General features: G+C 69.7%; 13 protein-coding genes and 1 pseudogene. 8 read left to right on the top strand and 6 right to left on the bottom strand.

What is annotated here, in order from left to right; translation table 11 throughout:
* Nucleotides 1–147: 147 nt before the first annotated feature.
* From HLK59_RS41480 to HLK59_RS41465, 4 genes and pseudogenes are all read left to right on the top strand, one after another.
* A pseudogene (locus tag HLK59_RS41480) lies at nt 148–2,316 on the top strand (molecular chaperone Hsp90); the annotation flags it as partial.
* A 180-nt stretch (nt 2,317–2,496) separates the two neighbouring features.
* Nucleotides 2,497–3,264, top strand: coding sequence for a calcium-binding protein (locus HLK59_RS41475; RefSeq protein ID WP_171146830.1), 768 nt, complete (start codon nt 2,497–2,499; stop codon nt 3,262–3,264).
* 83 nt (nt 3,265–3,347) lie between these two features.
* A complete protein-coding gene (locus HLK59_RS41470) occupies nt 3,348–4,253 on the top strand; it encodes a hypothetical protein (protein WP_171146829.1) in 906 nt (301 codons plus the stop codon).
* A gap of 181 nt (nt 4,254–4,434) precedes the next feature.
* Nucleotides 4,435–5,244, top strand: a complete 810-nt coding sequence (locus tag HLK59_RS41465) for a hypothetical protein (protein WP_171146828.1) — start codon at nt 4,435–4,437, stop codon at nt 5,242–5,244.
* A gap of 26 nt (nt 5,245–5,270) precedes the next feature.
* Here the strand turns inward: HLK59_RS41465 and HLK59_RS41460 are convergent, their stop codons facing one another.
* A complete protein-coding gene (locus HLK59_RS41460; RefSeq protein WP_171146827.1) occupies nt 5,271–7,667 on the bottom strand; it encodes a cation-translocating P-type ATPase in 2,397 nt (798 codons plus the stop codon).
* 113 nt (nt 7,668–7,780) lie between these two features.
* Nucleotides 7,781–8,062 (bottom strand): DUF2530 domain-containing protein, encoded by a 282-nt coding sequence (locus HLK59_RS41455; protein WP_171146826.1) that lies wholly within the window; start codon nt 8,060–8,062, stop codon nt 7,781–7,783.
* A gap of 111 nt (nt 8,063–8,173) precedes the next feature.
* Here HLK59_RS41455 and HLK59_RS41450 point away from each other — a divergent pair, with 111 nt between their 5' ends.
* A complete protein-coding gene (locus HLK59_RS41450) occupies nt 8,174–9,568 on the top strand; it encodes an NCS2 family permease (protein WP_171146825.1) in 1,395 nt (464 codons plus the stop codon).
* A gap of 25 nt (nt 9,569–9,593) precedes the next feature.
* On the opposite strand, the gene HLK59_RS41445 is transcribed toward HLK59_RS41450, so the two are convergent.
* Both HLK59_RS41445 and HLK59_RS41440 read right to left on the bottom strand, forming a co-directional pair.
* A complete protein-coding gene (locus HLK59_RS41445) occupies nt 9,594–10,652 on the bottom strand; it encodes a hypothetical protein (RefSeq protein ID WP_240982943.1) in 1,059 nt (352 codons plus the stop codon).
* Nucleotides 10,653–10,741: 89 nt separating this feature from the next.
* Nucleotides 10,742–10,930 carry a ribbon-helix-helix protein, CopG family gene (locus tag HLK59_RS41440; protein ID WP_171146831.1) on the bottom strand — a complete coding sequence of 63 codons (189 nt, stop codon included), beginning with the start codon at nt 10,928–10,930 and terminating at the stop codon, nt 10,742–10,744.
* Between the two features lie 173 nt (nt 10,931–11,103).
* On the opposite strand from HLK59_RS41440, the gene HLK59_RS41435 reads away from it, so the two are divergent.
* The 3 genes from HLK59_RS41435 (at nt 11,104) to thpR (ending at nt 13,543) form a co-directional block, all read left to right on the top strand.
* The gene (locus tag HLK59_RS41435; protein ID WP_171146824.1) at nt 11,104–11,541 is read left to right on the top strand and encodes a MarR family transcriptional regulator; all 438 of its coding nucleotides are present in this window, start codon (nt 11,104–11,106) and stop codon (nt 11,539–11,541) included.
* Nucleotides 11,542–11,667: 126 nt separating this feature from the next.
* Nucleotides 11,668–12,939, top strand: coding sequence for an MFS transporter (locus HLK59_RS41430; protein ID WP_240982942.1), 1,272 nt, complete (start codon nt 11,668–11,670; stop codon nt 12,937–12,939).
* Nucleotides 12,940–12,970: 31 nt separating this feature from the next.
* Nucleotides 12,971–13,543, top strand: a complete 573-nt coding sequence (gene thpR, locus HLK59_RS41425) for an RNA 2',3'-cyclic phosphodiesterase (protein WP_171146822.1) — start codon at nt 12,971–12,973, stop codon at nt 13,541–13,543.
* Nucleotides 13,544–13,731: 188 nt separating this feature from the next.
* Here the strand turns inward: thpR and HLK59_RS41420 are convergent, their stop codons facing one another.
* Entirely contained in the window at nt 13,732–14,724 is a 993-nt protein-coding gene (locus tag HLK59_RS41420; RefSeq protein WP_171146821.1) for an aldo/keto reductase, read from the bottom strand.
* A 30-nt stretch (nt 14,725–14,754) separates the two neighbouring features.
* On the bottom strand, nt 14,755–15,024 hold a 270-nt coding region (locus tag HLK59_RS41415; RefSeq protein ID WP_206328214.1), incomplete at its 5' end, for a hypothetical protein.

Genomic DNA, 15,024 nt, shown 5'->3' with positions numbered 1-15,024 from the left:
GGCGCAGAACGCGGCCACGGGCAGCGCGAGGGTCGTGGACGCCGTGGGGTCCGTGCCGAGCCGCAGCGTGCCCGTGATGCCGGACTGCACGGCGGCCACCTCCGCCTTGAACGCGTCCTGTTCGGCGCGGATCCGTTTGGCCTCTACGACGAGCCGCCCGCGCTCGGCGTGCCCGCGCTGCTCATCGCCTCCTTCCCGCTGGACCCCACCCGCCGGCACGCCGCGCCCGGTCCGCTGACCGACTTCGTGGTGCAGCGCGCGGCGGACGCGTACGTCGCACTGCTCGCCGAGTGGCGGCCGGTGACCGCCGGCATCATCGACCTGGTGCCCGGCCCGCTCGGCAAGGGCGAGCTGGACGGGGCGCTGCGGCAGGCGATCCTGGAGCGGCTGCCCCGGACCGCCTTCCTGCCGCCGGCCCTGCCCCCCGACCAGGACGACGACCTGCCCGAGGCCCTGCGCCCGAGGGACGCGGAGGTGGTGGAGGGCGCCGGCGCCGACACCGTGCGCGTCCTCGCCGAGGTCCTCCCCACCCTGCTGCCCGCCGGTCTGGAACGCCGCGTCGAGCTGCGCACCCTCGGCGTCGCCCGCCTCCCGCTCACCGACGCCGTCGACCGGCTGGCCGGCCTGGAGAAGGAGCCGGGCTGGTGGCGCAGCCTGTACGACAGCCTCGCGGGGGTGGACCCGGACCGGCTCTCCGGGCTTCCCGTTCCCCTTGCCGACGGCCGTACGACCATCGGGCCCCGGCAGGTCCTCCTGCCCACCGCCGACAGTGCCGCCATCGACCCGGAGACGCTCGCCCGGCTCGGCCTCAAGGTCGCCCACCCGGACGCCGCCCACCCCCTCCTGGAGAAGCTCGGCGCGCTGCCCGCCTCCCCGCGCGCGGTGCTGACCACCCCTCAGGTGCGGGCCGCGGTCGCCGCGTCGCTGGACGACGACGGCGGGGCCTGGGAGGACGACACCCTGGACGCGGAGGAGCTGGCCGACACGGTCCTGGCCCTCGTCCGCGACGCGGGCCTCGAACCCGGCGACGAGCCCTGGCTCGGTGCGCTCGCCCTGCCCGACGAGGACGGTGAACCGGCGCCCGCCGGTGAACTCGTCCTTCCCGGCAGCCCGTTCGCGCGGATCATGAGCGAGGGGGAACTCGCCACCGTGGACGCCGAGGTGGCCGAGCGCTGGGGCGAACAGCCGCTGGCCGCCTGTGGCGTCCTCGCCACCTTCGCGCTGGTCCGTGCCACCGACGTGGTCCTGGACCCGGACGAACTGGAGCCGCGCGACGGGGACTTCGCCGAACCGGACGACGCGGGCCTGCTGGACGCCGTGGACGTGTGGAGCGAGGACATCCTCGACCGCTTCCCCGACTCGCCGGTCCCGCCGGTCGCCACGGAACTGATCGCCGTACGCGATCTGGATCTGGTGGACGAGGAGTGCTGGCCGCAGGCGCTCGCCCTGCTCGCCCGGCCGCCGCTGCGGGACGCGCTCATCCAGCCGGTGCGGATCCTGCTGCCGGACGGCACCCATGAGGTCGTACGGCCTTACACCGCATGGTGGTTGAGGGGGCACCCGGTGCTCGCCGGCCGCCGCCCGGCCGGTCTGCTCGCGGCCGGCGGGGACCCGCTGCTGCGCGGTCTGTACGACGAGGCCGACGCGACCGGCTTCGACGACGAGCAGGTGCTGCGGGCGCTCGGCGTGCGGACCTCGGTGGCCGCGCTGCTGGACGAGCCGGGTGGGGCGGCGGAGCTCCTGGACCGTCTCGCCGACCCTTCACGTGAGGTGACGGGCGCCCAGCTGCACGCCCTCTACGGTGCGTTGGCCGACCTGGACCCCGAGCAGGTGACGCTGCCCGACGAGCTGCGGGCCGTCGTCGACGGGCGGGTCGAGGTGGTGGACGCGGCCGACGCGGTGGTCGTCGACTCGCCCGACCTGCTGCCCTTCACCGGGGGCATGCCGCTGCTGCCGGTGCGGCCGGCGCGCGCCGCCGAGCTGGCGGAACTGTTCCAGGTACGGCGGTTGAGCGAGTCGGTCACCGGGTCGGTGGACTCCGAGGGCGCCGAGCACGACGTACCGGAGCCGGTGCGGGTGCTGCTCGGGTCGCGGACGCCGGCGACCTACGTCGAGCACGAGGAACTCGTCGTGGACGGCGTGGAGTTGGACTGGCGGCTGACCAACGACGGTGTCCTGCACGCCTCGACGCTCGAAGGCGTCGCCGCCGGACTCGCCTGGGCGGCCGGGCAGTGGCCGCGTCGTTTCGAGGTCGCGGCGCTGTTGGAGGACCCCTCGCGGACGGCTGAGCTGGCGCGCGACCGGTGGTTCGACTGACCGGTGGAGGCGATCTTGAAAAAGCTCGCACAAATTTCTCACCACCCGTACAACCATTCACTCGTGTCACGAATCTGATCACATGAGTCAACAGACTCCTTGATCACTTGGGCCCCGGCGTGTAGGCGATCGCCGTGGGGGACGACGACCGTCGGGGCCCTTTCTCCACACGGGGATCGCATGCGTATTCGAGCCATCGGGGCTGCCGTCACCGGCGCCCTGGCCCTTTCCGCCTTCGCTGTGCCTGCCGCGCAGGCGGACGGCAGCCAAGGTGACATCAAGATCACCAAGGTTGTCGTCGACGGTGACAACAAGGTGTCCATCGGCACCTCCGGCGCGAAGACCATCAAGGTCAGCGTCACGGCCACGGACAACTCCGGTATCGCCGGGGCCCAGGAGTTCGCGCTGGAAGGCCCCGGCACCGGCTTCCTCACCACCGGCAAGCCGACCTGCACGGCCGCCAGTGCCACCACCTCGACCTGCACCGCGTCGGTGACGGTGGACCCGAAGACGGACTACCTCCTCAACGCCAGCGCCGGCACGTGGTACGTCAACGCGTGGATCGACGCCAACGACGAGGACTACGTCTGGAAGGAGAAGGCCGGGTCCTTCAAGTTCCAGCGTGCCGCCAAGCTGACGGCGAACGCCTCGCCGGAGCCGGTGAAGAAGGGCAAGACCATCACGGTCACCGGCAAGCTGACCCGCGCCGACTGGGAGGCCTACCCGCTTCCCAAGTACGTGAACTACGCCAGTCAGTCGGTGAAGCTCCAGTTCCGCAAGAAGAGTGCCAGCACGTACACCACGGTCAAGACCATCAAGTCGAACTCGTCGGGCAACCTGAGCACCACGGTCAAGGCGTCGGTCGACGGCTACTACCGCTACGTCTTCGCGGGTACGACGACCACCGCGGCGGTCAACGCCACCGGTGACCTCATCGACGTGAAGTAGACGACAGCGGTCCCGCACACCCCACCGGGTCCCGGCCTGTCCGGGGCCCGGTACCTCCCACTTTCTCTTCCCTGAGGAAACACATGCGTATTCGCGCCACCGTGGCCGCCGTCTCCGGCGCCCTGGCCCTGTCCGCCCTCGCCGTACCGGCCGCGCAGGCCGACGAGCGGGTTCCCGCCGGCGCCTCCGCCGCGCACGAGGCCGCCGCGGCCGCCTCCGGCAAGTCCGCGTTCGCCTCCGCCGTCGAGGGCACCCCCTACGCCCTCGACGCCTCCTTCTCCAACGTGAAGGTCAACAAGGCCAAGAACATCGTGGTCGGCACCACCAGCGTGGTGAAGGTCCCGGTCTCCTTCACGCTGAACCACGCCGCGGACATCGACATCTACGCCGACGACTTCTTCGCCGGTGTCGAGCTGTACCGGGGCACGGACTTCTACGAGTCCATCTGGTGGTTCGACAGCGGCGACGCGGCCTGCACGGACGCCTCCACGACCGTCGCCAACTGCACGGCCACCGTCGAGGTCGACCCGGCCGAGCTGCTGAACGAGGACGCCGGCTCCTGGAAGGCCGCCGGCTTCGCCGTCGCGTTCAACGGTGAGGACCCGGAGAACCCGAACCTGGACAACGTCGGTGTCGCCGTGACCGACAAGACCAACGCGTTCAAGGTCCAGCGCCTGTCCAAGCTGACGGTCAACGCCTCGCCGGAGCCGGTGAAGAAGGGCAAGACCATCACGGTCACCGGCAAGCTGACCCGCGCCAACTGGGACACCGCCAAGTACGCGGGCTACTCCAGCCAGTCGGTGAAGCTCCAGTTCCGCAAGAAGAGCGCCACCACCTACACCACGGTCAAGACCATCAAGACCAACTCGACGGGCAACCTGAGCACCACCGTCAAGGCCTCGGTCGACGGCTACTTCCGCTACTCCTTCGCGGGCACCACGACCACCCCGGCGGTCAGCGCCACGGGTGACTTCGTCGACGTGAAGTAAGCGAAGCCCCTGCGAGACGCCGGTCCCGGAAGCCGTCCGGGGCCGGCGTTCGTGCTTGGCAAAGCATTGTGCAGGCAACGACAAAATCCGGACCTACCCCTGCAACCCATCCCAGGCGTCACGGATCTGATCACGTGAGTCAACAGACTCCTCGATCACTTCTCCCCCTGGGGAAACGCACATGCGCAACAGAACCGCCCTTGCCGCCGTCTCCGCCGTGACCGGCGCCCTGGCCCTCACCGCCCTCGCCGTCCCGGCCGCGCAGGCCGCAACCACGGCAGGGCCCGCCGTCACCTTCTCCGCGCTCAAGGTGAACAGCGGCAAGAACATCGTGGTCGGCCCCACGGCCACCGTCACGGTCAACGCGACGTACACCGTGACCAAGCCCGCGAGCCTGGCCGCGAGTTCCTTCCAGACCGGGCCCGTCCTCTACCGCGGCACCACCCTCGGTGTGGACTCCGACGACCTCGTCCTCGGCGACGACCCCGGCACCTGCACGGCGTCCTCCTCGACCGTCCTGAAGTGCACCGCGAAGATCCAGTTCCGCCCGAAGTCCTCCTCCGAGGACACCCTCGCCAACTCCCAGGCGGGCACCTGGAAGCTGGGTGCCCTCGCGGCCGACGAGAAGGGCGGGCTCACCTGGCAGGCCGGTTTCGGCACCACCGAGCTCCAGCGCAAGGCCACCCTCACCGCCAACGCCTCGCCCGAGCCGGTGAAGAAGGGCAAGACCATCACGGTCACCGGCAAGCTGGCCCGCGCCAACTGGGAGACCAACAAGTACGCGGGCTACGCGAGCCAGCCCGTGAAGCTCCAGTTCCGCAAGAAGGGCTCGACCGCCTACACCACGGTCAAGACCATCAAGTCGAACTCGACGGGCAACCTGAGCACCACGGTGACCGCCTCGGCCGACGGCTACTACCGCTACAGCTTCGCCGGCACGACGACGACCCCGGCGGTGAGCGCGACGGGCGACTACATAGACGTCCAGTAGAAGCGCCCCGTCAGGGGCGCTGCACGCTAAGCGGGCACGCGGCGGTCGATCCACTTCCATGTCAGTTCCAGGACGGCCGCCGCCACCGCCGAGATCCCGACCGCGATCCACGGCATGGTCACCCCCACCAGCTTCAGCGCGAAGAAGTCCTGGAGCCACGGCACCACCAGCACCAGCAGGAATCCCGCGCCCATCGACGCCACCAGCGCCACCCGCCACCAGGTGTAGGGCCGGGCGATGATGGCGAGCACCCACATCGAGATCAGGAACAGGGTCAGCGTGGCGACGCTCGTCTCCGCGTCCAACGCGCCCTTGCCGGTGTAGTGGTGACGGGCGATCAGATACGTCACGAAGGTCGCGACCCCGGCCAGCAGCCCGCCGGGGATGGCGTACCGCATGACCCGCCGTACGAAGTGGGGCTTCGCGCGCTCCTTGTTGGGCGCGAGGGCGAGGAAGAAGGCCGGGACGCCGATCGTCAGGGTGGACAGAAGCGTCAGGTGCCTGGGCAGGAAGGGGTACTCCACCTGCCAGCACACCACCAGCACCGCCAGCAGCACCGAGTACACCGTCTTCACCAGGAACAGCGTCGCCACCCGCGTGATGTTCCCGATGACCCGGCGCCCCTCCGCGACCACCGAGGGCAGCGTCGCGAAGCTGTTGTTGAGCAGCACGATCTGCGCCACCGCCCGGGTCGCCTCGGAGCCGGAGCCCATCGACACCCCGATGTCGGCGTCCTTCAGCGCCAGGACGTCATTGACCCCGTCGCCCGTCATCGCGACCGTGTGCCCGTGGGACTGGAGCGCGCCCACCATGTCCCGCTTCTGCTGCGGAGTGACCCGCCCGAACACCGTGCCCTCGTCGAGCGCCCTGGCCATGCCCTCCTTGTCGGCGGGCAGGGTGCGCGCGTCGACCGTCGCCCCGGTCAGCCCGAGCTTTGCGGCCACCGCGCCCACCGACACCGCGTTGTCACCGGAGATGACCTTGGCCCGCACGTTCTGGTCGGCGAAGTAGCGCAGGGTGTCGGCCGCGTCGGGCCGCAGCCGCTGCTCCAGGACGACGAGGGCGGTGGCCCGCGAGCCCTGGGCCACGTCCGGCTCGTCCAGGTCCCGCACGGTCCGTGTCAGCAACAGCACTCGCAGACCCTGTTCGTTGAGCCGCTCGGTCTCGGCGAGGGCGGGGTCGTCCGCGGCGAGCAGCACATCGGGCGCCCCCAGCAGCCAGGTACTCGACTCCCCGTCGCCCTCGCTGAAGCTCGCCCCGCTGTACTTGCGGGCGGAGGAGAAAGGCAGCGACTCGGTGCAGCGCCAGTCCTCGGCGTCCGGGTAGGCGTCGATGATGGCCTTCAGGGACGCGTTCGGCCGCGGATCCGACTCGCCCAGGGCGCCCAGCACCTTGCGCACATACGACTCGTCGCTGCCGTTCAGCGGCCGCAGTTCCATGACGTCCATGCCGCCCTCGGTCAGTGTGCCCGTCTTGTCGAGGCAGACCGTGTCGACGCGGGCGAGACCCTCGATGGCCGGCAACTCCTGGACGAGGCACTGTTTTCGGCCAAGTCGGATGACCCCTATCGCGAAGGCGACCGAGGTCAGCAGGACGAGTCCCTCGGGGACCATGGGGACGATGCCGCCGACCGTGCGGGCGATGGAGTCCTTGAGATCGTTGCTCTTGACGACGAGTTGGGTGATGACCAGGCCGGTCGCGGCCGGGATCATCATCCAGGTCACGTACTTGAGGATCGTGGAGATGCCGGAGCGCAGCTCGGAGTGGACGAGGGTGAACCGGGAGGCCTCCTCGGCGAGTTGGGCGGCGTACGCCTCACGCCCCACCTTGGTCGCCCGGAACGCCCCGCCGCCCGCGACGACGAAGCTGCCGGACATGACCTCGTCCCCGGGCTGCTTGACCACGGGATCGGCCTCGCCGGTGAGCAGCGACTCGTCGATCTCCAGGCCGTCGGCCTCGACGCACACCCCGTCCACGACGGCCTTGTCGCCGGGTCCGATCTCGATGAGGTCGTCCAGCACGATGTCGGCGGTACTGACCTCCAGGGCCGCCCCGCCCCGCCGTACCGTCGGCTTGGCCTCGCCGATCACCGCGAGGGAGTCGAGGGTCTTCTTCGCCCGCCACTCCTGGATGATGCCGATCCCGGTGTTGGCGATGATCACGTACCCGAACAGGCTGTCCTGGAACGGCGCGACGAACAGCATGATCAGCCAGAGCACGCCGATGATGGCGTTGAACCGGGTGAAGACGTTGGCGCGGACGATGTCGGTCATCGACCGGCTGCTGCGCACCGGGACGTCGTTGACCTGACCGTTCGCGATCCGCTCGGCCACCTCGGCGGCGGAGAGCCCGGTCGCCGCCGTGGCGGGGACGGGAACGGGATGCACAGGATCGAGTTCGGCGCCCGCGTCGATGTGCGTCATGCATCCGACGGTACGTGCGGATTTACGGCTTCACCCGCCGAGTGACCGGAAGATCCGACCTGGGGAGGACGGACCGGCGGGGTGAGTGGTGCCGTGGTTGTACGGGATACCCCTCACTCCGCAGCAGGAGCCTCGGCTTCCGCCGCAGCGGCTGCCGCCGCCCGCTTGATGGCGGTGTCGCGCCGCTTGACGAAGTAGATGCCGTACAGCCCCAGCCCGGTGCCGGCCAGGCAGGTCCACACCCACCAGGCGTGTCCGCGGTCGTCGAACCAGCCGTAGAAGGGGAGCTGGACGAGGAAGAGGACGAACCAGAGGATCGTGCCGCCGATGATGGTCGGCACGACGGGCCCTTCCAGGGGCTCCGGTGCCTCGTGCTTGGGGGTCCACTTCGCCATGGGGACAGCTTACGAGGCGATCACATCTACGCGCGGAGATAGCGTCCCCGGTCTTATACATTCATACTGAAACCGTTTGTGTCTGACTACTTCTGATCGTAGGAACATCCAATGTCGACCGCCCTTGACCGTTACTTCAAGATCTCGGAGCGGGGCAGCACGCTCCCTCGCGAGATCCGCGGCGGTTTCGCCACCTTCTTCGCGATGGCCTACATCATCGTGCTGAACCCGATCATCCTCGGCAGCGCGAAGGACATGTACGGGCACCAGCTCGACAACGGCCAGCTGGTCACCGCCACGTGTGTCACCGCGGCGTTCACCACGCTCCTCATGGGCGTCATCGGCAACGTCCCGATCGCGCTGGCCGCCGGCCTCGGCGTGAACTCGGTCGTCGCGCTCCAGCTCGCGCCCCGGATGTCCTGGCCGGACGCCATGGGCATGGTGGTGCTCGCCGGCTTCATCGTGATGCTGCTGGTCGCCACGGGTCTGCGCGAGCGCGTCATGAACGCGGTCCCCTTCGGGCTGCGCAAGGCCATCAGCATCGGTATCGGCCTGTTCATCATGCTGATCGGTCTCGTCGACTCCGGTTTCGTCTCCCGTATCCCGGACGCCGCCCAGACCACCGTCCCGCTCCAGCTCGGCGGCGACGGCCACCTCGACGGCTGGCCGGTCCTGGTCTTCGTCCTGGGCGCGCTGCTCACCCTGGCGCTCATCGTCCGCAAGGTCTCCGGCGCGATCCTCATCTCGATCGTCGCCATGACCGTCGTAGCGATGATCATCGAGGCCGTCGCGAAGGTCCCGTCCTGGGGCCTGACGACGCCGAAGTGGCCCGGCAGCCCGGTCGCGAGCCCCGACTTCGGGCTGCTCGGCGACTTCAGCCTCTTCGGCGGCTTCGAGAAGGTCGGCGTGCTGACCGGCGTCCTCTTCGTCTTCACGGTCCTGCTGTCGTGCTTCTTCGACGCGATGGGCACGATCATGGGCGTCAGCGACGAGGCCAAGCTGACCGACGCCCAGGGCCAGATGCCCGGCATCAACAAGGTCCTGTTCGTCGACGGTCTCGCGGTCGCCGCGGGCGGCGCGAGCTCCTCCTCGGCCACCACCGCCTTCGTGGAGTCCACGGCGGGTGTCGGCGAGGGCGCGCGCACGGGCTTCGCGAACATCGTCACCGGCGGCCTCTTCGCCGTGGCCCTGTTCCTGACCCCCGTGGCCACGATGGTCCCGTCCCAGGCGGCGACCCCGGCGCTGCTCGCGGTGGGCTTCCTGATCCTGTCCAACTCGGTCAAGGAGATCGACTGGGCGGACTACACGATCGCCATCCCGGCCTTCGTGACCATGGTGATGATGCCGTTCACCTACTCGATCACCAACGGCATCGGCATGGGCTTCATCACCTTCGTGGTGCTGCGGCTGGCGGCCGGGCGGGGCAGGGAGATCCCCGCCGCGATGTACGTCGTCGCCGCCGTCTTCACCTTCTACTACCTGATGCCGGCCCTCGGCCTCACGTGACGCGGGCGGAGGGCCGGCGTGCCGCTCAGGCAGCCATGTCGCCCTTGTAGAACACGCTCGCGTCCAGGGTGTCGGGATCGGTCGAGGTGGTCTTCGACGAGAAGCCGAAGGCCAGGTTCGGCGCCCCGTCGACCACCCAGATGGCCATGCCCTGGGGCTCGCGGCCCGGCAGGGAGGCACCGGCGGTGGTCTGGAACTTGGCGAAGTACGAACCGCCGGTGTCGTTCAGGTCGAGCGTGACCAGGTACGAGGGGCCGCTCGGGCCACCGTAGGAGAGGTACGCGTACTGCCCGCACAGGGTGATGCCCTGGAACAGGTCGTCGTCGGTGAGGCCGAGTTCGTCGTTGTTGGGGATGGCCCGCTCGACCAGCCGGTAGCCGTCGCTGAGCCGTCCGGCCACCGCGTCCGCCATGTCGAAGACGGCCAGGCGCCACACCCGGGCGGCCGAGTCGCTGGTCGCGTACCGGATCAGCAGCCGGTTCATCGTCGGGTCGATGGCGGGCCGGGGCAGCTTCACGAAGCTGGAGATGGTCGGCGTACGGTTGTAGATCGTCATCGTGGGGTTGTAGTACTGAAGGGTCACGCCGTCGGCGAACCGGAAGCGGGCCAGCGTCTCGCCGGCACCGTTGTCATTGGAGTCGCCGCCCTCCATCCACAGGTACGGCTCCTGGCCCGAACCCGTGGGCTCCACGCCCATCGAGGAGCCGTGGCCGAACGCCTGGACGGCCATCGCGCCGAGGATGTTGCCGGAGAGGTCGGTCTTGGTGATCCACATGTCACCGTTGTGGCCCGCGCTGCTGCCGATGCGGTGCTGGGCGAAGTAGATGCGGCCGTTGAGGTTGTCGTAGGCGAAGGACTGCATCGCCCAGTACGGCTGGTGCAGGGTGGCCCGCCAGATCGGGTTCCCGCCGTTGCCGGAGAGCACGAAGTACTGCGAGGGGGCGACGTCGGCGTGGGCCGTGCCCGCCGCCAGCAGTGGTGCCGTCGTGCCGACCGCGGCCGCGGCGGCGAGTCCGGCACCGCCCCGCAGCAGCCCCCGTCGGCTCGGCCCCTGCCGGTCTCTTCCCGATATCCCGTCGAGCATCGGTCGTGTCCCTCCCGTTGGAGCCGGGTGAAGGCCCGGCACGGAGGATCGACCCTAGGTGAAAGGAAGTTGACGGTTCATCGGGTTTGTCAGGTCAAGCCGTAAAATTTCTCTGTCTCGTCGACAGCGGCCTGAAAGCGCTCGTCGAAGTCGTCTCGAACGAGCGTTCGGATCACGTAATCCTGGACGCTCATCCCCCTTTTCGCCGCATGGTCCCGGAGCCGTTCGAGCAGCTCCCCGTCTATCCGCAGGCTGAGCACACTGGTCCCCATGGACATGAGGGTCGCGGGCGTGGGGGAGTGGCGTTCACATTCTGCTGCCGTCTCACTCATACGGGTGATGCTGTGTTTAACCGGGGAGGCCCCGGACCCCCGGGTTTCAGTGGCCTTGGTCACGGGAATCCTGGCGCGTCCCCGCTTGTTTAGCGAGAGTAATGAGTTACGCTAAAGAGATGCCGGACCTAACCCATGGCGACGACGTAGCCGCCGTGAACTCCCTGCGCTCCGCCGTGATGCGACTCTCCCGTCGGCTCAAGCACCAGCGGGTCGACGAGTCGCTGAGCCCCACCGAGATGTCGGTCCTGGGCACCCTCTCGATCTGCGGCAAGGCCACCCCGGGCGAGCTCGCCCGCAAGGAACACGTGCAGCCGCCCTCGATGACCCGCATCGTGGCACTGCTGGAGGGCAAGGGGCTGGTCCGACTGGAGCCGCACCCCGAGGACCGGCGCCAGAAGGTCGTCACGAAGACGGAACAGGCCGAGGCGATGCTCGCCGAGAGCCGCGCCAAGCGCAACGCCTTCCTGGCCGCCCTGGTCGACGGACTGGACGAGGACGAGTGGGCGAAACTGCGCGCCGCCGCCCCCGTGCTGGAGAAGCTCGCACACCTGTAAACCGTCTTGAGGAGGCGAACCCTTTTGAGTACGGGATCCGGAGCAGACTCCGCCCCCGCACCGTCCACCTCTACCCCCGAGGACCCCGCCGGGCCCTCGAAGCCATCGAAGTCCTCGAAGTCCTCGATGTTCAGCTCCCTGAAGAGCCGGAACTACCGGCTCTTCTTCGCCGGTCAGGTCGTCTCCAACACCGGCACCTGGATGCAGCGCATCGCCCAGGACTGGCTGGTCCTGAGCCTCACCGGCTCCTCGACCGCCGTCGGCGTCACGACCGCGCTCCAGTTCCTGCCGATGCTGCTCTTCGGGCTCTACGGCGGTGTCCTCGTCGACCGCCTCCCCAAGCGGCCCACGCTGCTGGTCACCCAGTCCGCGATGGCCGTCACCGGTCTCGCGCTCGCCTTCCTGACCCTCTCCGGGCACGTGCAGGTCTGGCACGTCTATCTGGCGGCCTTCGCCGTCGGTCTCGCGACCGTCGTCGACAACCCGGCCCGCCAGACCTTCGTCTCCGAGATGGTCGGCCCCGACGAGCTGCAGAACGCGGTCAGCCTGAACTCCGCGAACTTCCAGTCCGCCCGCCTGATCGGCCCCGCCGTCGCGGGCCTCATGATCACCGGCGTCGGCACCGGCTGGGCGTTCCTCGCCAACGGCCTGTCGTTCGTCGCGCCCATCGCGGGCCTGCTGCTGATGCGCACCCGCGACCTGCACGTCGTCGAACGGGCCCCGCGCGGCAAGGGCCAGCTGCGCGAGGGACTCCACTACGTCGCGGGCCGCCCGGATCTGATCTGGACCATCGTCCTGGTCGGGTTCGTCAGCACCTTCGGCTTCAACTTCCCGGTGTACCTGTCGGCCTTCGCCGACGACGTCTTCCACGCGGGCGCGGGCTCCTACAGCCTCTTCAACACCCTGATGGCGGTCGGCTCCCTCGCGGGCGCCCTGCTCGCCGCCCGGCGCGGCACCGCGCGGATGCGGGTGCTGGTCGCGGGCGCGGTGGCCTTCGGCACGCTGGAGATAGTCGCCGCGTTCGCCCCGTCCCTGTGGCTCTTCGCCCTGCTCATGGTCCCGATCGGCATGTTCGGCATGACGGTCAACGTCACCGCCAACAGCAGCGTCCAGCTGAGCACCGACCCGGCGATGCGGGGCCGGGTGATGTCCCTCTACATGATGGTGTTCATGGGCGGCGCCCCCCTGGGCGCCCCGATCGCCGGCTGGATCACCGACGCGTACGGCGTCCGGGCGGGCCTCGCGGTCGGCGGGGCGATCGCCGCCGCGGCAGCCGTGACGATCGGCCTGTTCCTGGCCCGCGTCGGCAACCTGCGACTGTCGGTGGGCTGGCACCACGGGCATCCGCGGGTCGGCCTGGTACCCCGGGAGCGCGAGCAACTGGCCACGGCCGCGTGACACCGTCCGGCGGGCTGGCAGGCTGAGGCGTATGAGACTGTTCGCCGCGGTACTGCCGCCCGAGGGCGTCGCTCAGCAGCTCGCCGCCGAGGTCGACGAACTGAAGAAGCTCCCCGGCGCGGACGCCCTGCGCTGGACCGGCCGCCCGGGGTGGCACTTCACGCTGGCGTTCTACGGTGAGGTCGCCGACGACGTCGTACCGGCACTGTCGGCCAGGCTGGAGCGGGCGGCCACGCGCACCGCACCCTTCGAGCTCGCGGTGCGCGGCGGCGGGCAGTTCGGGCACGGACGGGCCCTGTGGGCGGGCGCCTCCGGAGAGGTGCCCGCCCTGCGACTGCTCGCGGACCGCGCGGAGGCGGCGGCCCGTAAGGCCGGGCTGCCGATGGGGGAGCATCGGCGGTACAAGGCCCACCTGACGGTGGCGCGCAGCCGGTCGGACATGGACGTAGGGCCGTATGTCTCCGCGCTTGACGGGTTCACGAGCCGTACGTGGACCGTGGGCGAGTTGGCGCTCGTCCGCAGCGACCTGCCGAGGTCGGGGGTGCCGGGGGAGCAGCCGCGGTACGAGGTGGTCGCCCGGTGGGCGCTCGGCGGGGCCGGTTAGGCTCGGGGGGTGGACCCGAAGAGCCGTAACCGAATCATGGCCGTTGTGCTCGTGCTGATGTTCGTCGTCGTGGCGTTGGCGTCGGTGCTGGGCAGGTAGGGGAACTGCGCGCGGCTTTTCGGCTGCGGGCCGGCTGTGGCTGGTCGCGCAGTTCCCCGCGCCCCTGAGGGGCGCCTCGCTTCGGGGCGTTACCAGGCGAAGGCCTCGGGGGACGGGCCGGGCCCCGGGAAGATCTCGTCCAGGGACGTCAAGAGTTCCTCGCTCAGCTCCAGCTCCACCGCCCTGATCGCCGACTCCAGCTGTTCCGCCGTGCGCGGGCCGACGATCGGGCCCGTCACACCGGGGCGGGTCAGCAGCCAGGCCAGTGCCGCCTCGCCGGGCTCCAGGCCGTGCTTCTCCAGGAGGTCCTCGTACGACTGGATCTGCGCGCGCTTGACCGGGTCGGCGAGGGTGTCGGCGGCCCGGCCACTCGCCCGGCGCCCGCCCTCGATCTCCTTCTTGATGACCCCGCCCAGCAGCCCGCCGTGCAGCGGCGACCACGGGATCACGCCGAGTCCGTACTCCTGCGCGGCCGGGATGACCTCCATCTCGGCCCGGCGCTCGGCCAGGTTGTACAGGCACTGCTCGCTCACGAGCCCGATGGTGCCGCCGCGCCGGGCGGCGATCTCGTTGGCCTGGGCGATCTTGTACCCGGGGAAGTTGCTGGACCCCACGTAGAGGATCTTGCCCTGCTGGACGAGGACGTCGATCGCCTGCCAGATCTCCTCGAAGGGGGTGTCACGGTCGACGTGGTGGAACTGGTAGACGTCGATGTAGTCCGTCCGCAGCCGCTTCAGGCTGGCGTCCACCGCCCGCCGGATGTTGAGGGCGGACAGCTTGTCGTGGTTCGGCCAGGAGGGACCGTCGCCGGCCATGTTGCCGTAGACCTTGGTGGCCAGGACGGTCCTGTCGCGATGCGTGGGGCTCTTCGCGAACCAGTTGCCGATGATCTCCTCGGTACGGCCCTTGTTCTCGCCCCAGCCGTACACATTGGCGGTGTCGAAGAAGTTGATGCCCGCGTCGAGGGCCGAATCCATGATCGCGTGGGAGTCGGCCTCATCGGTCTGCGGGCCGAAGTTCATGGTGCCGAGGACGAGTCGGCTGACCTTGAGTCCGGTGCGTCCGAGCTGCGTGTACTTCATGACTCCCTAGCCAACGGCGTGGAGTGCGCTCTAGGCAAGGCCGGTCAGGAAGGCGGTCCAGGTGGTGGGGGTGAGGTGGAGGGGGCAGGTGGGCGGGGGGCGCTGGACCCTGCCCGCGGCGGCGCGGGGAGACGGCGCCGGGTTGCAGTGGGCGGGGGCGTGGCTGGCGGGGGCGCAGTCCCAGGGCACGCCGGTGCGTAGGACCGCACACCGCAGCACACGCACCTCCGGCGTACCCCAGGCGCGGTAGCGGGAGCCGCTGGTCCGCGCGGGGCGGCGGGATCGTGTGTCCGAGACGAC

It is taken from the genome of Streptomyces sp. S3(2020) (assembly GCF_013044505.1).
Classification (GTDB): domain Bacteria; phylum Actinomycetota; class Actinomycetes; order Streptomycetales; family Streptomycetaceae; genus Streptomyces.
The sequence above is the reverse complement of the archived record's forward strand: the minus strand, read 5'-3'. Positions and strand labels throughout refer to the sequence as shown.